18 protein-coding genes and 4 tRNA genes are annotated in these 16991 nt (G+C 71.8%); 16 read left to right on the top strand and 6 right to left on the bottom strand.

The features are described from left to right. Positions 1–5 precede the first annotated feature (5 nt). On the top strand, positions 6–1073 hold the full coding sequence (locus DEI86_RS08665) for a DUF418 domain-containing protein (RefSeq protein WP_111049306.1): 1068 nt from the start codon (positions 6–8) through the stop codon (positions 1071–1073). On the opposite strand, the gene cls is transcribed toward DEI86_RS08665, so the two are convergent. Continuing rightward, positions 1054–2514, bottom strand: coding sequence for a cardiolipin synthase (cls, locus tag DEI86_RS08660; protein ID WP_111036812.1), 1461 nt, complete (start codon positions 2512–2514; stop codon positions 1054–1056). The genes DEI86_RS08665 and cls overlap by 20 nt on opposite strands. 36 nt (positions 2515–2550) lie before the next feature. Further along, a complete protein-coding gene (locus DEI86_RS08655) occupies positions 2551–3039 on the bottom strand; it encodes a YajQ family cyclic di-GMP-binding protein (protein ID WP_111013542.1) in 489 nt (162 codons plus the stop codon). A gap of 124 nt (positions 3040–3163) precedes the next feature. Here DEI86_RS08655 and DEI86_RS08650 point away from each other — a divergent pair. The 6 genes from DEI86_RS08650 (at position 3164) to DEI86_RS08625 (ending at position 6706) form a co-directional block, all read left to right on the top strand. Then, a tRNA-Tyr gene (locus DEI86_RS08650) sits at positions 3164–3245 on the top strand. Between the two features lie 94 nt (positions 3246–3339). Beyond that, the gene (locus DEI86_RS08645; RefSeq protein WP_111049305.1) at positions 3340–4161 is read left to right on the top strand and encodes an inositol monophosphatase family protein; all 822 of its coding nucleotides are present in this window, start codon (positions 3340–3342) and stop codon (positions 4159–4161) included. A 455-nt stretch (positions 4162–4616) separates the two neighbouring features. Beyond that, positions 4617–5381: a M23 family metallopeptidase gene (locus DEI86_RS08640; RefSeq protein ID WP_181439738.1), complete on the top strand. Its 765-nt coding sequence runs from the start codon at positions 4617–4619 to the stop codon at positions 5379–5381. Between the two features lie 98 nt (positions 5382–5479). Continuing rightward, positions 5480–5551: transfer RNA gene (locus tag DEI86_RS08635), tRNA-Thr, on the top strand. 35 nt (positions 5552–5586) lie between these two features. Further along, positions 5587–5660, top strand: a tRNA-Met gene (locus DEI86_RS08630). 104 nt (positions 5661–5764) lie between these two features. Next, a complete protein-coding gene (locus DEI86_RS08625; protein WP_111049303.1) occupies positions 5765–6706 on the top strand; it encodes a helix-turn-helix domain-containing protein in 942 nt (313 codons plus the stop codon). 40 nt (positions 6707–6746) lie between these two features. On the opposite strand, the gene DEI86_RS08620 is transcribed toward DEI86_RS08625, so the two are convergent. Continuing rightward, positions 6747–7550, bottom strand: coding sequence for a helix-turn-helix transcriptional regulator (locus DEI86_RS08620; protein WP_146244891.1), 804 nt, complete (start codon positions 7548–7550; stop codon positions 6747–6749). 164 nt (positions 7551–7714) lie between these two features. Between DEI86_RS08620 and DEI86_RS08615 the strand changes: the two genes are divergently transcribed. Genes DEI86_RS08615 through DEI86_RS08605 form a run of 3 tightly spaced genes read left to right on the top strand, consistent with a single transcriptional unit; the run spans position 7715 to position 9704 of the window. Beyond that, a complete protein-coding gene (locus DEI86_RS08615) occupies positions 7715–8164 on the top strand; it encodes a MaoC family dehydratase N-terminal domain-containing protein (RefSeq protein ID WP_111049301.1) in 450 nt (149 codons plus the stop codon). Then, a complete protein-coding gene (locus DEI86_RS08610) occupies positions 8161–8589 on the top strand; it encodes a MaoC/PaaZ C-terminal domain-containing protein (protein WP_111049300.1) in 429 nt (142 codons plus the stop codon). Before DEI86_RS08615 ends, DEI86_RS08610 begins: the two co-directional genes overlap by 4 nt. Positions 8590–8597: 8 nt before the next feature. Beyond that, positions 8598–9704 carry a UDP-N-acetylmuramate dehydrogenase gene (locus DEI86_RS08605; RefSeq protein WP_258376490.1) on the top strand — a complete coding sequence of 369 codons (1107 nt, stop codon included), beginning with the start codon at positions 8598–8600 and terminating at the stop codon, positions 9702–9704. A gap of 82 nt (positions 9705–9786) precedes the next feature. Here DEI86_RS08605 and DEI86_RS08600 read toward each other — a convergent pair whose 3' ends face one another. Then, positions 9787–11001, bottom strand: coding sequence for a pyridoxal phosphate-dependent aminotransferase (locus tag DEI86_RS08600; protein WP_111027022.1), 1215 nt, complete (start codon positions 10999–11001; stop codon positions 9787–9789). A gap of 210 nt (positions 11002–11211) precedes the next feature. On the opposite strand from DEI86_RS08600, the gene DEI86_RS08595 reads away from it, so the two are divergent. The 6 genes from DEI86_RS08595 to DEI86_RS08570 all read left to right on the top strand — a co-directional run bounded on the left by DEI86_RS08595 (position 11212) and on the right by DEI86_RS08570 (position 14975). Next, positions 11212–11284: transfer RNA gene (locus DEI86_RS08595), tRNA-Trp, on the top strand. An 84-nt stretch (positions 11285–11368) separates the two neighbouring features. Further along, positions 11369–11650, top strand: coding sequence for a preprotein translocase subunit SecE (secE, locus tag DEI86_RS08590; protein WP_111009440.1), 282 nt, complete (start codon positions 11369–11371; stop codon positions 11648–11650). Between the two features lie 119 nt (positions 11651–11769). Further along, entirely contained in the window at positions 11770–12825 is a 1056-nt protein-coding gene (gene nusG, locus DEI86_RS08585; protein ID WP_111049299.1) for a transcription termination/antitermination protein NusG, read from the top strand. A 126-nt stretch (positions 12826–12951) separates the two neighbouring features. Further along, positions 12952–13383 (top strand): 50S ribosomal protein L11, encoded by a 432-nt coding sequence (gene rplK / locus DEI86_RS08580; protein ID WP_111009442.1) that lies wholly within the window; start codon positions 12952–12954, stop codon positions 13381–13383. Positions 13384–13462: 79 nt separating this feature from the next. Then, entirely contained in the window at positions 13463–14155 is a 693-nt protein-coding gene (rplA, locus tag DEI86_RS08575) for a 50S ribosomal protein L1 (protein ID WP_111013533.1), read from the top strand. Between the two features lie 193 nt (positions 14156–14348). Then, positions 14349–14975, top strand: coding sequence for a Pr6Pr family membrane protein (locus DEI86_RS08570; RefSeq protein WP_111009444.1), 627 nt, complete (start codon positions 14349–14351; stop codon positions 14973–14975). An 8-nt stretch (positions 14976–14983) separates the two neighbouring features. Here DEI86_RS08570 and DEI86_RS08565 read toward each other — a convergent pair whose 3' ends face one another. Together DEI86_RS08565 and DEI86_RS08560 are read right to left on the bottom strand one after the other, a co-directional pair. After that, a complete protein-coding gene (locus DEI86_RS08565; RefSeq protein WP_111013531.1) occupies positions 14984–15628 on the bottom strand; it encodes a YqaJ viral recombinase family protein in 645 nt (214 codons plus the stop codon). 28 nt (positions 15629–15656) lie between these two features. Beyond that, a complete protein-coding gene (locus DEI86_RS08560) occupies positions 15657–16871 on the bottom strand; it encodes an ROK family transcriptional regulator (RefSeq protein ID WP_111009446.1) in 1215 nt (404 codons plus the stop codon). Positions 16872–16991: the final 120 nt, after the last annotated feature.

The raw sequence follows: 16991 nt of genomic DNA, 5'->3' as shown, positions 1-16991 counted from the left end.
GACCCGTGGCGCCGTCCGGCGGCCGCCTCGTGGGGGTCGACCTCGCGCGGGCACTCGCGCTCGCCGGCATGGTCGTGGCGCACGTCGGGGCCGTGCCCCAGACCGTGGCGTGGTCGGACCCGTCCACCTGGTCCGCCGTCGTGAACGGGCGCTCCTCCGCACTCTTCGCGCTGCTCGCGGGAGTGTCGGTCGCGCTCGTCACGGGTCGGACTCGCCCGTTCGCTCCGCCCGCGATGGCCGCCGCCCGGATCCGGCTGGTGGTCCGGGCGGTCCTCCTGGTCGCGCTCGGGGTGCTGCTCGTGGCACTCGGCACGTCCGTGGCCGTGATCCTGCCGACGTACGGGGCGCTGTTCCTGCTGGTCGTCCCGGTCCTGCGGTGTCCCCGGTCGGTCCTGCTGTCGTTCGCCGCGGGGGCGGTCGCGCTGTCGGTCCCGGTCGCGCTCGCGACCGCCGCGCTGTTCGCCCACGCGGACGCCGCGACGGCGCAGTTCGGCCGGACGTACCCGGTCCTCACGTTCATCGGGTTCCTGCTCGTCGGACTCGCGGTGGGGCGGAGCGACCTCCCCGCTCGCCGGACGCAGGTGCTGCTCGTCGTCACGGGGATGGCGCTCGCCGTCGCCGCGTACACGGTCGGTGCGGTCGTCGCGCCGGTCGACCCCGCGGTGGCCGTCGTCACCGGGGTGCCCTCGGCCGGCGGCGCGACGGGACCGTCAGCGGTCGTGCAGGAGTGGCTGTCGCCGCGGGCCCACTCGTCGTCGGTCGTCGACGTCCTCGGCTCGACCGGGGTGGCCGTCGCGGTCCTCGGCGCCTGTCTGCTCCTGACCGAACGCCGAACCCGGCTGGCGCGGATCGTGTGGCCCGCGGTGGCGGTCGGCAGCATGCCGTTGTCCGTCTACGCGCTGCACATCGTCGCGATCGCCGTGCTCGCGCACACCCTCGGGCCGACCGAGGGTCCCGCCGTGGCGGCCTCGTTCCTGCTCGGCGCGGTGCTCGTCGCCGTGCTCTGGCGGCACCGGTTCCGGCGCGGTCCGCTCGAGATGCTCCTCGCCGCGGCTACTGCAGGGCCGCGGTGAGCCGCGCGACGTTGTCGAGCACCTGCGAACGGGTGGGCCGCTCGAGCCACTCGTCGAGCGTGATCTCGAACGCGTCACGGCGGTAGGCGTCCTGGACCTCGCGGAGCGCGTCGACGAAGCGGTGTCCTCGGACCATGACCGATATCTCGAGGTTGAGGCTGAACGACCGCATGTCCATGTTGCTCGATCCGATGACCGAGACGGCGTCGTCGATCGTGAAGTGCTTGGCGTGCAGGATCGTCGGCTTGTTGTACAGGTAGATCCGGACGCCGGCGCGCAGCAGCCCCTCGTAGTAGGAGCGCTGGGCGTGCCAGGTCAGGGCGTGGTCACCGATCTCGCCGACGAAGAGCTCGACCGCCACGCCGCGTTGCGCCGTCGTCGTGATCGCGTAGAGCATCGACTCGTCCGGCACGAAGTACGGGCTCGTGATCACGACGCGCTCCTGCGCCGCGTAGAGCAGCGCGTTGAAGAGGCGGAGGTTGTTCTCGCCGTCGTACCCGGGGCCCGAGGGGACCACCTGGCAGTCGAGGGCGTCCTGCCGGTCGGCGCGGTGGACCGGGTCGCTCTCGCGCACGAGGAGCTCGTCCGTCTCCGAGTACCAGTCGGTCACGAACAGCGCGTTGATCCCCGCGACCACCGGACCCTCGAACCGGACCATGAGGTCCTTCCAATGCAGACCCCGTCGGCGGTTGATCCCCGTGTCGTAGCTCGAGTCGATGAGGTTCTGCGAGCCCGTGAACCCGAGCCCGCCGTCGACGACGAGGAGCTTGCGGTGGTTCCGGAGGTCCGGACGCTGGTACTTCCCGCGCAGGGGCTGCACGGGGAGCATGAGATGCCATTGCGCCCCGATCTCGTCGAGGCGCGCGAGCGTCGCCCGGTACCCCGGGTAGCCGCGGCTCGCGATGTGGTCGAGCAGGAACCGGACCGTCACACCGCGCTGCACCGCTCGCCCGAGGGCGTCGAAGAACGGGGCGGTCGTCTCGTCGAGCGTCGCGATGTAGAACTCGACGTGCACGAAGCGCCGCGCGGTGTCGACCGCACGGGTCATCTCGGCGATCGACTCCTCGTAGTCCGGGTAGAGCTCCGCGGAGTTGCCGCCGACGAGCGGCATCGACCCGAGGTTGCGGTTCAGCTCACTGACGCCGTGCAGCCAGGACGGCCAGCTCGGTTCCCGCCGCACCCGGTCCATGCCCTCGGTCTGGTCGAGGATGTACTGGTTGATCTCGGCCTGCTTCTCGCGGCGTGCCTTCGGCAGCTTCGTCGAGCCGATGAGCAGGAAGACGATGAACCCGAGGTACGGGATCAGGAAGATCGCGAGCAGCCACCCCGTCGCCGTCTGTGGCTTGCGGTTGATCGGCACGTAGATGATCGAGAACGCGCGGATCGCGAGGTCGAGCAGGACGAGCAGGACGATGACGGCGACGTCGAGCCAGTGCTCCACAGCGGGCCTCCGGTCTCGGCGGTCGGGGGATGCCGGCTAGCGGAAGTTGACGAACTGGAGCGGCACGTCGAAGTCGGCTCCCCGCAGCAGGGCCATCGTGGCCTGGAGGTCGTCCCGGCTCTTCGACGAGACCCGGATCTCGTCGCCCTGGATCTGGCTCTTGACGCTCTTCGGGGCCTCACCGCGGATGAGCGCGCCGACCTTCTTGGCGACGTCCTGCTCGATGCCGTTCTTGAGCGCGGCCTCGATGCGGAACTCCTTGCCCGACGCGTACGGCTCGCCGGCGTCGAGGCTCTTCAGGCTGATGCCGCGCTTGATGAGCTTCGACTCGAAGACGTCGAGCACGGCCTTGGCGCGCTCCTCGGAGTTGGCCTTGATGAGGACGTCCTCGCCGCTCCACGCGATCGACGCGCCCACGCCCTTGAAGTCGTAGCGCTGCTCGATCTCCTTGGCGGCCTGGTTGAGGGCGTTCTCCGCCTCCATCTTGTCGACCTTGCTGACCACGTCGAAGGAGCTGTCTGCCATGCCCGACAGCCTAACGAATCCGGCACCACGCGGCGGGGCCCCGGATGGTCCCGAGCGGCACCGCCGACACGGTATGCTCGTACGGCGCCTCCGGTCGGTGATCACACGGGTCGGGTGCGCACATGGCGAGTTACCCAAGCGGCCAAAGGGATCTGACTGTAAATCAGCCGGCGTAGCCTTCGGGGGTTCGAATCCCTCACTCGCCACCCACGCGACGAGGGTCCGTCCGCATCGGACGGACCCTTCGTCGTCCCGACGGGTCCGTCCGTCCCGGGCCCCGTCCGTCCCGAGGAGGCCCCCGTGCCCGGAGCCAGCGCCACCGTCAGCGTCCCGGAACTCGCCGACATCGCCGAGTCGATCGGGCGCGACGCCGCAGCCCTCGCGCATCGACGGCGGACCGAGGGGGTCGAGGTCACCGACCGCAAGTCGAGCCTCGTCGACGTCGTGACCGCGGCCGACCGTGAGGTCGAGGCGATGATCCGACGGCGGATCGCCGAGGTGCGACCGGACGACGGGTTCCTCGGCGAGGAGACCGGCACGAGCGTGGGGTCGAGTGGGCTGACCTGGGTGGTCGATCCGATCGACGGAACCGTCAACTACCTGTACGGCAGCCCGTCGTACGGCGTCAGCATCGCGGTGGTCGAGGGCGAGCCGCACCCCGCGCGGTGGTCGGCGCTCGCCGGGGTCGTCGTGGCGCCGGCCACGGGCGACGTCCACCGGGCCGAACGCGGTCGCGGAGCGTGGCTGAACGGGCGGCCGCTGCACGTCGGCGCACCGGCGTCGCTCGCCGAGTCCCTCGTCGCGACCGGGTTCGGGTACACCGCCGAGCGCCGCCGCGACCAGGTCCGCGTGCTCGCGGGACTCATCACCGAGATCCGGGACATCCGACGTGGGGGAGCGGCGTCACTCGACCTCTGCGCGGTGGCCACGGGGACCGTCGACGCCTACTACGAGCGGGGGATCAACCCGTGGGACATGGCCGCCGGCGCCCTCGTCGCGGCGGAGGCCGGCGCGACGGTCGAGAGCTGGGAATCGGGTGACGCCCGGGGCTACGTCGTCGCCGCGCCGGTCATCGCCCGAGCGCTCGTGGACCTCGTGCGGGGCCTCGAGGGCGCGGCCTGACGGCGGCCTCGGACTCCGGCGGCCGTCCCCAGGTCGGGGGTGCGTGACTGGCGGGCCCTCTGCGGCCGCTGGTACCGTTCCAGTTCCGTCACTGCTCGCCCCGCGAGCGCGTTCCGCCCCGTCCTGAGGATCTCGTCCACGCCGCCATGCCCTTCGACGCCAGTGCAACCGCCCCGTCCGTCACCGGTCCCGACGCTCCGGTCGCTCCGACCACCCGGCGTCAGCGCATCGACGCAGAACGCCGGGAGGCCCGGAGCGGTGGACGCAGGTCGGCTCGCGTCCGATCCGCGTCGCGTCCAGCGGCTTCCGCTCCGCACACGGAGGCCGCCGACGGTCCCGCGGTCACGCCGGCCCACCGGCCGCTCGTCGTCCCGCCCGTCCGCGGTGCGGGTGTCCCGCTCGCCGCGGCCACGTCGGCCCGGGTGCGGGGGAGCAGGACGGGCTCGGTCCCGGTCGTGGCGCAGCGTCGCGCGGCCGTGGCGGCTCCCCGGCGTGCCGGGCGGGGCCGCGGGGCCGGGGTCGCCACGGACGGCGCGCTGCGGCGCGCGGCCGAGCGGGTCACCGGTGCGGTGGCGCTGCTCTTCGTGGCAGGACTCGTCGTGTCGACCTCCCTGCCGGCGCAGGCGTCCTGGTCCCCGATGCCCCTCCCGGGACACGCGGCCGCCGGCACGACCGCGCAGTCCCTGACCGTCGGCGACGGTGCCTCGGATGCCGAGACCGGTCGGGACGGCTACACGGTCTCCCAACCCGCGGCCGCGTCCGCGAACACGAGCGACACGTTCACGAACGACCCGAACGGGACCATCCAGTGGCCGTTCATGACCCGCGTGCCGATCACGAGCGGATTCGGCGCCCGCAACGTCGAGGGCTGCTCGTTCTGTTCCACGTTCCACGAGGGCGCGGACTTCGCGCCGGGCGCGGGCACGCCGATCCGGGTGATCGCCGCGGGCACCGTGACCAAGGTGCAGGCGGACGACGGCGGGTACGGCAACGACGTGTGGGTCGAGCACGACGTCGACGGCAAGCGGTTCGTGAGCGTCTACGGTCACATGGAGGACGACTCGTTCGAGGTGGTCGAGGGGCAGCACGTCGCGGTCGGGGACGAACTCGGCCTGGTCGGGAGCACGGGCAACTCCACCGGTCCGCACCTGCACCTCGAGGTCCACGTCGACGGCGTCGCGGTGGACCCGATCGCCTGGCTCCGGGCCAACGCGGACTGACGCTCGGCACGCCCGGGGGGCGTGACCGGTGCACGCACGGCGCGCCGGCTCTGCTATCCTCGTACGGTGCCGCGCGCCGGGTTCCCGTCCGCGGCCACGCCCCGATAGCTCAGTGGTAGAGCACTTCCATGGTAAGGAAGGGGTCGTCAGTTCAATCCTGACTCGGGGCTCCGACCCGCAGCGCTCCCGGCGCCGCGGTGTCCGCGGCGGGGTAGCTCAGTTGGTTAGAGCACACGGCTCATAATCGTGGTGTCGCGGGTTCAAGTCCCGCCCTCGCTACCGTTCTCCGGCTCGGTCGACGCCGCTGGCGTCGGTCCGGCCGGTCCTGGCCGCGGCCGCTCCATCCCCTGCAGTCGCGGTGCGACCGACAGGCAGGATGGATCATGGCCCTCATCCACGCGCGTTTCGACACGAGCGATCCGGACGAGGCCTTGGCGGCGCTCCGCACGGTCTACCCGACGGTGCGGGTGCAGGACGTGCCCGCCGGAGGTGGCTTCCGGTTCACCCAACACGTCGACGGAGACCAGGACGTCACCTTCGCCCGGATCCGCTTCGGATCGATCATGGACCTCGCCAGCGATCTGACGGACGGCTTCAGCATCGTCCACACGCTCGAGGGCCGCTACGACAACGTCGACACCGGACCCACCGCCGGCCCGTCCCTGTGGCACGGCGCCGTCCGCAGCCACGCGGAGGACTCGCGACTCCTCGTCGTGAACGTCACCACGGCCGCGGTCGAGCGGCTCGCCGCGGAGCACCTCGGCGCCGAGACGGCGGTCGTCCGGTTCCACGGCACGGCGCCCGTGTCGGCCGCGGCGGCGGCGCTCTGGTCCAGCGTGGTCGACTTCGCTGCGAGCGGAGTCATGGACGATGGCGAGGACGAGTTGTCGGGCGGCTTCGACCTGGTCCGGCAGCAGGCGTTCCGCGCGCTCATCGGTGCCGCGCTCCACACGTTCCCGATCGAGGTCGTGTCGGGCACGGTCCGCGGGACGGGTTCGCTCCCGTCGTCCGTGCGGCGCGCCGTCCGGTTCATCGAGGACGACCCCGGCCGTCCGATGAGCGTGGCCGACATCGCCGCGGAGGCCCGGATGTCGGTGCGCGGACTCCAGCTCGCGTTCCGTCGGCACCTCGACACGACGCCGCTCGACCATCTCCGGCGGGCTCGGCTCGCCGCCGCTCACGAGGAACTGGAGGCAGCAAATCCGGGGACCGGCGCGACCGTCACCGAGATCGCGGGGCGCTGGGGGTTCGGCAACGCTGGCCGGTTCAGTCGTGCCTACCGCGAGGAGTACGGCCGGTCGCCGGGCGAGACCCTGCGGCACTGACGAGGCGTGGTGCGGGCACCACGGTCCCGAACGTGCTGGTTCAGCGGTGCAACGTCGTCATCGGCGACTCGCCGAAGCGCTCGCGGTAGCGCTGCGAGAACCGCCCGGCGTGCATGAGGCCCCACCGCGTCGCGATCGCCGCCACCGAGTCGCCGCGGGACGGATCCGCGGCCACCAGGTCGGCGTGTGCGCTCCGGAGGCGGTAGGACCGCAGGTACTCGAGCGGGGTCGACCCGAGCGCGCGGCGGAAGGCGCTCTGGAGTCCGCGGACGCTCATGTGCGCGGCCGCGGCGACGTCCGTGATCGTGATCGGTGCGCCGGCGTGCTCCTCCATGAACGCCACCGCGCGCCGGACCGCCAAGGGGGCCTCGGTCAGCCCGGCGTCGACCGGCGCGAGCTCGAAGGTCGCGATGGTGGCCGCCGCCAGGGACTCCTCGGCCGTCGTCCGGACGATGCTGCCGGCCTCCACGCCGGGCAGCGCTGCCGCGGCACGGGCGTGTGCTGCGGCACTGGCCCAGTAGCGAGCCAGGGCGGTGCCGACGGGGCGCGCGGGCTGACGGGGGAGCCGGAGTCGTTCGTTGCCCGTGGTCGTCCGTGCCACGCGGTGCAGGACGGCGAGTTGGATCGAGACCGCCTCGAGCACGTCGAGCGTCGCGGGGAGATCGTGATCGCCGGGCGGGAGGAGCAGGAGGTGGTGATCGCTCCCGTGGTCCTCGGGGCTGACCACGTGGCGGAGACGGAGCACGCGCACGTGATCGGACCCCACGTGGTCCGTGCTCGCCTGCCGACCGGTGGGGACACCGTCCTCTTCCGTCGACCGGGGCTGCCCCGACACTTGCGTCACTCGCCCTCGCTTTCCTGCCCCGGAATCCTAGGAGCGGGACGGACGTCGGGACCGCCGGGGAGCGCGCACGCGGAGAAGCCGTGCGCGCACGGGACAACTGTCTTCGTTCACTGGCTCCGAGCCGGGCAGGGTGCCGCGCACGCGGTCCTCGGTAGACTGCCCGGGTGTCAGTGAACCCCGAGCTCGTCGGCAGGACGTTCCCGCCGGCAGCGCCGTACCTCGTGGGTCGCGAGAAGGTCCGTGAGTTCTCTCGCGCCGTCTTCGCGACCGCCCCCGTCCACCTCGACGCCGCGGCCGCCCGCGCCGCCGGGTACCCCGACGTCGTCGCGCCGGCCACGTTCGCGGTCGTCGTGCAGGAGGCCACGCTCGCGCAGCTCCTCGCCGAGCCGGACGCGGGGATCGACTTCGCGCGGGTCGTGCACGGCGAGCAGCGCTTCCGCTACGAGCGACCCATCGTCGCCGGCGACGAACTCACGGCCACCCTGACGGTGACGGGGGTCAAGACCCTCGGCGGCAACGCGATGGTCACGGCGGAGTCCGCCGTCGTCGACGCTTCGGGAGCCCACGTCGTGACCGCCACGTCGACCCTGGTCGTGCGGGGGGACGTCGCATGAGCACGGTCGACACCACCGGCGCGAGCGAGGTCGGTGCCGTCGTGGCCGAGCGGACGGTGCACCTGACGCGCGATGCCCTCGTGCGGTACGCGGGGGCCTCCGGCGACTTCAACCCGATCCACTACCGCGACGACGTCGCCGCGGCGGTCGGGCTCCCCGGTGTGCTCGCGCACGGCATGCTCACGATGGGGCTCGCCGTGCAGCCGGTCGCCGAGTGGCTCGGTGACCGCGGGTGGGTCCGCGAGTACGGGGTGCGCTTCACCCGTCCCGTGGTCGTCGACGCCGAGGGCGGCGCCGACGTCACGGTCGTCGCGACGATCGGGCTGCTCGACGACGACGGCCGCCCGGAGCGCATCGACCTCACGGTCACCGCGGCGGGCGTCACCGTGCTCGGCAAGGCCCAGGTGTGGGTGGTGTTCCGCTGACCGAGTCGGTGACCGCACTCGCGGAGCTCACGACCCTGCGCGTCGGCGGCCGTCCGACCCGGCTCGTCGTGTGTGCGACGACCGACGGGCTGGTCGAGGCGGCCCGACGGACCTGGGCCGACGGCGACGACTGGCTCGTGGTGGGCGGCGGGAGCAACCTGCTCGCCGCCGACGCCGGGTTCCCCGGAACGGTCCTGCTGGTCCGGACCCGCGGGGTCGAGGTCGTCCCGGACGGTTCGGACGCCGTCCGGCTCCGCGTCGCGGCGGGCGAACCCTGGGACGACCTGGTCGCCCGGACCGTCGAACGCGGCTGGACCGGACTCGAGGCGCTCTCCGGGATCCCCGGGACGACGGGTGCCAGTCCCGTGCAGAACGTCGGCGCGTACGGCGTCGAGGTCGGCGACGTCCTCGCCGCGGTGGAGTTCCTCGACGCCGACACCGGAGAGCGGGCCTGGCTCCCCGTCGACGAACTGGGCCTGGGATACCGCACGAGCGTGTTCAAGCGCGGACGCCGGGGGGTCGTGCTCACCGTCGAGTTCCGCCTCGGTCTCGCCGACGGCCGTGGCGTCCCCGTGCGGTACCCGCAGCTCGCGACCGCGCTCGCCGTGGAGCTCGGCGCGGCCGTCGCCCCGACCGCGGTCCGGTCGGCGGTGCTCGGCCTCCGCGCCGCGAAGGGCATGGTGCTCGACCCGACGGACGCGGACACCGCGAGCGCGGGGTCGTTCTTCACGAACCCGATCGTGTCGCCCACGTTCGCCGCGACCCTGCCGCTCGACGCACCGCGCTGGCCGGTCGCACCGGACGCCGCTCCGGCGGTCGTCCCGCTCGGGTCGGCTCCGGCGGCGCCCCCGACGGTCCCCGACGAGCGGGTGAAGCTCAGCGCGGCCTGGCTCATCGAACACGCCGGCGTGCACCGCGGGTTCGCCCTGCCCGGGTCGCGGGCCGCCGTGTCGTCGAAGCACACGCTCGCGCTGACGAACCGCGGTGGCGCCAGCGCGAGCGAGGTCGCCGAGCTCGCGCGCTACGTCCAGACGATGGTCATGACCCGGTTCGGCGTCGCCCTCGTGCCGGAACCCGTCGTGGTCGGTGACCTGCTCGACTCGGTGCCGGACTGACCGCTCGCCGGGACGCACGTTCCGGGCACGTGTCGGGCCTCCCGGCCGGTGACCCGTTCGTCGGGGCGCGGGCCGCGGGGGATCAGGAGAACAGGCGCGTCAGACGTGCGACGCCCTCGCGGATGTCGTCGTCGCCGAGTGCGTAGGACAGGCGCAGGTACCCGCTCGGTCCGAACGCCTCCCCGGGCACGACGGCGACCTCGGCCTCGTCCAGGATCATGTCCGCGAGCTCGAGGGACGTGGTCGGCGTCACGCCCCGCCAGGTGCGGCCGAGCAGCGCCGTGACGTCCGGGTAGACGTAGAAGGCGCCCTGCGGCGTGGGCGTGGTGAACCCGGGGATGGCGTTGAGACCGTCGACGATGAGTCGGCGCCGACGGGCGAAGGCCTCGCGCATGGCGACGACGGGCTCCTGCGGGCCGGTGAGCGCGGCGATCGCCGCACGCTGCGAGACGTTCGAGACGTTCGATGAGAGGTGCGACTGCAGGTTCCCGGCGGCACGGACGACGTCCGCCGGACCGATCATCCACCCGACGCGCCAGCCGGTCATCGCGTAGGTCTTCGCGACGCCGTTGACGAGCACCGTCTGGTCCGCGAGCGCCGGCACGGCGGCGAGGATCCCCGTCGCGACCGTGCCGTCGTAGACGAGGTCCTGGTAGATCTCGTCGCTGATCACCCAGATGCCGTGCTCGAGCGCCCACTCGCCGATCGCGCGGGTCTGCTCGGGGGAGTACACCGCGCCCGTGGGGTTGGACGGCGAGCAGAACAGGAGCACCTTCGTGCGGTCGGTGCGGGCGGCCTCGAGCTGCTCGACCGTGACGAGGTAGTCCTGGTCGCTCCCGGCGAAGACCTCGACCGGCACGCCGCCCGCGAGACGGATCGCCTCGGGGTAGGTGGTCCAGTAGGGGGCGGGCAGGAGGACCTCGTCGCCGACGTCGACGAGGGTCGCGAACGCCTGGTAGACCGCCTGCTTGCCACCGTTCGTGACGATCACCTGTCCGGCGGTGACGTCCGCGCCGGACACGGTCCGGGTCTTCGCCACGATCGCCTCCCGCAGCTCGGGCAGCCCGGCGGCCGGTGTGTAGTGGTGGTTGCGGGGGTCGCGGGCGGCGTCAACGGCGGCGTCGACCACGTGCTGCGGCGTCGCGAAGTCGGGCTCGCCCGCCGCGAACGACACGATCGGGCGCCCCTCGGCCTTGAGCGCCTTCGCCTTGGCGTCGACCTTGAGCGTCGCCGACTCGGCGATGGCGGCGACACGGGAGGCGATGCGGGGCGCGGAACGGGGGGCTTCGGTGCTCACGCGGTCAGCCTACCGGGGCGCCCCGCCCGGCTGGAGGCACCCGAGTGGACACCGCCTCCGCCGCTCCCGTAGACTGATGCGCGGTGGTCGGAATCCGCCACGCTCTCGCGCGCCTCTTCGCCGTGTGATCGCCCCTCGGTCGGGCACCCGGTAGGGTGACACGGTCGAGCGGATGGATTCCCTCACCGACGGAAGGGCGAGCCCTTCCGAAGGGCGGTGGCTCAATTGGTAGAGCAGCGGTCTCCAAAACCGCAGGTTGCAGGTTCGAGTCCTGTCCGCCCTGCAGCTCGGTCCGCACGATCCGGTGCGGACCGGACGACGGGTCAGCAGGCGCACCGTCTGCGATCTGGCCTCCGAAGGGTGTGAAGTGGCGAGAAGAGACCTGGAGACGACGACGACCGACGACGTCGTCACCAAGGCGAAGCGTGACCGCGAGAAGCGTCGCGGTCCCGTCGCCGCCGTCGCGCTGTTCATCCGCCAGGTGATCGCTGAACTCCGCAAGGTCGTCACGCCGACGCGTCGTGAGCTGTTCAGCTACACCGGTGTCGTGCTCGTCTTCGTCGTCGTGATGATGGTGCTCGTGTCCGTGCTCGACTTCGTGTTCGGGTGGGGCGTCGGCTACGTCTTCGGGAACGGCGCGACCTCCTGACGACCACCACGGGCTCCGGAGCGGAGTCCTGATCCGTGTCGGCTCCCCGGGGCCGCGCCGCACCGCCGGACCGGACCGAACGAACACCCGATCCGCCAACCGAACGGAAAGAACCGACAGTGTCTGACAACTCTCGCGCTCGCGACGACATCGACCTCTCGACCGCCGCCGAGCAGGGCTCCGAGGTCGAGGAGAACCAGGAAGGCAACGTCGAGACCTCCGAAGGTCGCTCGATCGAGTCCGCCGAGGAGCGCGCCATGTCCGTCGAGGACGAGGACGAGGCCCTCGCCACCGGCGCGACCGACGGCGACGCGTTCGACGAGGCGCTCGCCGCCCTCGCCGAGTCGCGCGACCCCGAGGCCGACGCGATCGTCGACGACGCGCTCGAGATCGACACGCCGGAAGAGGCCGAGGCCGCCGTCGAGGCGGTGGAGGACGAGGAAGAGCTCGAGCTCGAGGCCGAGGAGGCCGAGGGAGACCTCGTCGCCGCCAACGCGGACCTGGCCGCCGAGGAGGCCGCCGACGCGCTGGGCGACGAGGACGAGGACGAGGTCGAGGTCGACCCGTACGAGGCGTTCAAGGCCGAGCTCCGGATGAAGCCGGGCAAGTGGTACGTCATCCACTCCTACGCGGGCTTCGAGCGTCGTGTGAAGTCCAACATCGAGAACCGCATGGTGTCGATGTCCATGGAGGACGCGATCTACCAGGTCGAGGTCCCGATGGAGGACGTCGTCGAGATCAAGAACGGCCAGCGCAAGCTCGTCACGCGTGTCCGGATCCCGGGTTACGTGCTCGTCCGCATGGACCTCGACGAGGACAGCTGGTCGGTCGTGCGTCACACGCCGGGCGTCACGGGCTTCGTCGGCAACGCGCACAACCCCACGCCGCTCCGCTTCGACGAGGCCTTCGGCATGCTGAAGAGCCTGGTGCAGGTGGCCGAGGTGGCCCCGGCCAAGGGCGGCGCGAAGGGTGGTGCCGCGGCACAGCGCGTCACCCCCGCCGAGGTCGACTTCGAGATCGGCGAGACGATCACCATCAAGGAGGGCTCGTTCGCGGGTCTGCCGGGGTCGATCTCCGAGATCAAGCCGGAGAGCGGCAAGCTCACGGTCCTCGTCTCGCTGTTCGAGCGCGAGACGCCGGTCGAACTCAGCTTCGACCAGGTGACGAAGCTCTAGTAGACTGTTCGAGTTTGGGCTCGGATCCGTATCGCGGACCGAGCTCGCCACCGCGGTCCGGAACGGCCGGACGAGCGGGAGAGTGCACGGGTCCCCGTGCGTTCGAACCCAGGAGAAGGAAGAGACATGGCTCCGAAGAAGAAGGTCACGGGCCTGATCAAGCTGCAGATCAACGCCGGCGCGGCCAACCCCGCCCCGCCGATCGGTCCCGCGCTCGGTCAGCACGGCGTGAACATCATGGAGTTCTGCAAGGCCTACAACGCGGCGACCGAGTCCCAGCGCGGCAACGTCGTCCCGGTCGAGATCACCGTGTACGAGGACCGCTCGTTCACGTTCGTCCTCAAGACCCCGCCGGCCGCCGAGCTCATCAAGAAGGCCGCCGGGATCCAGAAGGGGTCCGCGACCCCGCACACGGTCAAGGTCGCGCGCATCTCGATGGACCAGGTCCGTCAGATCGCCGAGACGAAGCAGGCCGACCTCAACGCCAACGACGTCGACGCCGCGGCGAAGATCATCGCCGGCACCGCCCGCTCCATGGGCATCACCGTCGAGGCCTGAGGCCCCGCACCCCTTCCGACACCCCCGTGGGAGAGCCTCGCCAGGCTCGTCAACCACACTCTCGACTAGGAGAACCACCATGGCGAAGAATTCCAAGGCCTACCGGGCCGCGGCCGCGAAGATCGAGGCCGACCGGTACTACACCCCGTCCGAGGCCGTCGACATCGCGCGCGAGACCGGCTCGAGCAAGTTCGACTCGACCGTCGAGGTCGCGCTGAAGCTCGGCGTCGACCCCCGCAAGGCGGACCAGATGGTGCGCGGCACCGTCATCCTCCCGCACGGCACCGGCAAGACCGCCCGGGTCATCGTCTTCGCGACGGGTGCGGCGGCCGAGGCCGCCATCGCCGCGGGTGCCGACGAGGTCGGTGGCGACGAGCTCATCGAGAAGGTGGCCGGCGGTTACACCTCGTTCGACGCCGCCGTCGCGACGCCGGAACTCATGGGCAAGGTCGGTCGTCTCGGCCGCGTCCTCGGCCCGCGTGGTCTCATGCCGAACCCCCGCACGGGCACCGTCACCCCGAACGTCGCGGGTGCGGTGAACGACATCAAGGGCGGCAAGATCGAGTTCCGCGTCGACAAGCACGCCAACGTGCACTTCGTCGTCGGCAAGGCCTCGTTCACGCCGGAGCAGCTGAACGAGAACCTCACCGCCGCACTCGACGAGGTCGTCCGCCTCAAGCCGAGCGCCTCGAAGGGCCGCTACATCACGAAGGGCGCCATCTCGACGACGTTCGGCCCGGGCATCCCGCTCGACGTCAACGCGATCGGCTGAGTCCCGGAGGACCCGAACGGCCCACACCGCTGCACGCGGTGTGGGCCGTTCCGCGTTCCTGCGCCGTCCGAGCCGCCGGGGACCATCCGCCGACAGGGACCGTCCGCCCACAGCACCGCCCGCGCTCCGCAGACGTCCACAGGCAGCTGTCGGGAGGCCCGGTGCAGCAGCCGGGGCCACTACTGTGAGCCACGTGCGCACCAGCCTCACCGTCGTGTCCGCCGTCCGGCTCGTCGTCGCGATCGCGATCGTGACCGCGGTGGTGGGACAGCTCGTGGTGCTCGTGCGCGGGGACGTGTTCCGACCGTGGGACTTCTTCGGGTACTTCACCATCCAGTCGAACTGCGTGGCCGCGGTGGTGCTCGTCGCGGTCGTGGTGCTCGCCGCGCGTGGACGGTCGACGAGCCGGTTGACGTTCGTGCGCGCCGCTGCCACGACGTACATGGCCACGACGGGCGTCGTGTACAACACCCTCCTCGTGCACGTCCCGCTCGGCGCGTTCGGGCTCGCCTGGTCGAACGACGTCCTGCACCGCTGGGTGCCGCTCTACCTGGCACTCGACTGGCTCTTCGTCGACGACCGACGTCCGATCTCGCTGCGGCGCGTTCCGTGGTTCCTCGTCTACCCCGCGGTCTGGCTCGGCGTGGTCCTCGTCCGGGGCGGCACCGACGGCTGGGTGCCGTACCCGTTCCTCGATCCGCGGCAGGGCTACGGCGTCGTGGCGATCGCATGTGTGGCGATCGGGGTGTTCATCACCCTCATCGGCATCGTCGTCGCGCGGGTGGCGCGGGTGCGGCTCCTCCGCGTCGAGCGGCGGTAGCCCCGGCGTCAGCTCCGGGCGACGCGGAGGCGGTCGAGCACGAGGTCGGCGAGTTCGACGAGCCCGCGGATCTGGTCGTCGTCGCGATCCACCCAGCGGCACTCGGGCTCGTCGGCGACGGGCACGAAGTCGTCGTGTCGTTCCCACACGAACAGCGTGCGCTCAGCGCCGAGCACGTACTGCTGCCACCAGATCTGCCGCAGGTAGTGGCGGGGGATCCGACGCCAGCCCGTCGACGTCGTCTTGATCTCGGCGAGCACCAGACGACCCTGGTGATCGTGTCCGACGCCGTCCGGTGTGGCGAGGTGGGCTCGGTTCGTGCGGGCGTGGAACAGGGCGCTCGACGGTTCGATGCCGTGCGTGGCGGCGACCCAGGCGGCGATCACCGGTTCGCGTTCGCGACCGTGGTCCGTGAACGCGTTGCCCGAGAACCGTGAGCCGTAGCGCTTGTCGGCGACCACGGCCTCCACGGCGTGGAGGGACGCGAGCCGGGCGACGTCGGTCGCGGTGATCCCGGCCGCGCGGGCACGGAGCCAGCCGACGCGGTCGGTCGCGTCGGCCAGGATGCGCGCGGTGTGGTCGCGGAGGACCGTGAACCGGTCGTACGCGTCGTCGTCGTCCCAGAGGGAGAGCGTCGGCTGCACGATGGTCACGCGACCATTGTCCCTCGCGCCGGGACGGTCAGGAGGACACGAGGCGGCGATCCTCGCCCACGGCCACCATCTCGTCGATCCCTGCCGGGGAGAGCGCGTAGTCGATCGCCAGGGCGGACGCGCCGTGCAACGCGGCGGCGGAGCCCGCGCGGGACTGCGCGATGACCAGGTGCGAGGTCGCGAGCGGCATGGAACGGGAGTAGACGACCTCGCGCACGCCGGCCAGGAGGTGTTCCCCCGCCTGCGCCATCGACCCGCCGAGCGCGATGACGGCCGGGTTCATGAGCGAGACGCACGTGGCGAGGACCTCGCCGATGTCGCGGCCGGCCTGCCGGACGGCGCCGATCGCGTCGATGTCCGCGCGGGCGACGAGCGCGAGGATGTCCTCGCTCGACGTGACGTCGTGGCCCTTCGCGCGCAGCGCGCGGGCGATCGCCGGACCGGAGGCGACGGCCTCCAGGCAGCCCGTGTTGCCGCAGTGGCAGGGGACCTCGCCCGCGCGGGCGACGCGGACGTGCCCGATGTCGCCTGCGGTGCCTTGTGCGCCACGTTGGAGGCGGCCCTCGGACACGATGCCGGAGCCGATACCGGTGGCGACCTTGACGAACATCATGTGGTCGACGTCCGGCCACGCGTGCTCCCGTTCGCCGAGCGCCGCGATGTTGACGTCGTTGTCGACGAGCACGTGGGTGTCGATGTGCTGGCGCACCCATCCGGGGACGTCGAAGCCGTCCCAGCCGCGCATGATCGGCGGATTGGCGGGGCGTCCGGTGGAGAACTCGACCGGGCCCGGCAGACCGATCCCGATGGCGACGACGTCCTCGCGGCGGCGACCGATCCGGTCGAGCAGCAGGTCCAGGCGCCCGACGAGCCACTCGAGGATCGGGACGGGCCCCTCGGCGATGTCGATCCGGGCCTCGTCCATCGCGAGGCGGTTGCCCATGAGGTCAGTCAGCGCGACACGCCCGTGGGAGGCACCGAGGTCGGCGGCGGCGACGACCCGCGCGGTCGGTCGGAGTGCGATCTGCGCGGGTGGCCGTCCGCCCGTCGAGACAGCGGTGTCGAGCGGGCCGACGAGGCCGACCTCGACGAGCGCGTCGAGGCGCACGCTGACGGTCGAGCGGGACAGCCCGGTGCGGGCGGCGAGCTCGGCGCGGGTACGGGGGACGCCGTCCCGCAGGATCTGGAACAGCTCACTCGCCCCGACGGTGGGCGGCGCTGCCGCACGCGTCAGATCGACCATGGTCGGAGTGAACCACACTAACGACGGCGGCAGCAAGCAAGATCGCCGAGCGACATGGGACTTCTGCTTGACGCTCGGCAGAAGTGCTCGTAGTGTGACCTGCGGCCAGCGCCGGCGCCC

The organism is Curtobacterium sp. MCBD17_028, from assembly GCF_003234875.1.
Classification (GTDB): Bacteria; Actinomycetota; Actinomycetes; order Actinomycetales; family Microbacteriaceae; genus Curtobacterium.
Note: the sequence above shows the minus strand (reverse complement) of the source record. Positions and strands in the feature narration are given on the sequence as shown.

Excerpts from the sequence above, each read along its gene's own strand:
- DEI86_RS08655 (WP_111013542.1), bottom strand. The coding sequence starts at position 3,039 with ATGGCAGACAGCTCCTTCGACGTGGTCAGCAAGGTCGACAAGATGGAG.
- DEI86_RS08625 (WP_111049303.1), top strand. The coding sequence starts at position 5,765 with ATGGCCCTCATCCACGCGCGTTTCGACACGAGCGATCCGGACGAGGCC.
- DEI86_RS08610 (WP_111049300.1), top strand. The coding sequence starts at position 8,161 with ATGAGCACGGTCGACACCACCGGCGCGAGCGAGGTCGGTGCCGTCGTG.
- rplK (WP_111009442.1), top strand. The coding sequence starts at position 12,952 with ATGGCTCCGAAGAAGAAGGTCACGGGCCTGATCAAGCTGCAGATCAAC.
- rplA (WP_111013533.1), top strand. The coding sequence starts at position 13,463 with ATGGCGAAGAATTCCAAGGCCTACCGGGCCGCGGCCGCGAAGATCGAG.
- DEI86_RS08560 (WP_111009446.1), bottom strand. The coding sequence starts at position 16,871 with ATGGTCGATCTGACGCGTGCGGCAGCGCCGCCCACCGTCGGGGCGAGT.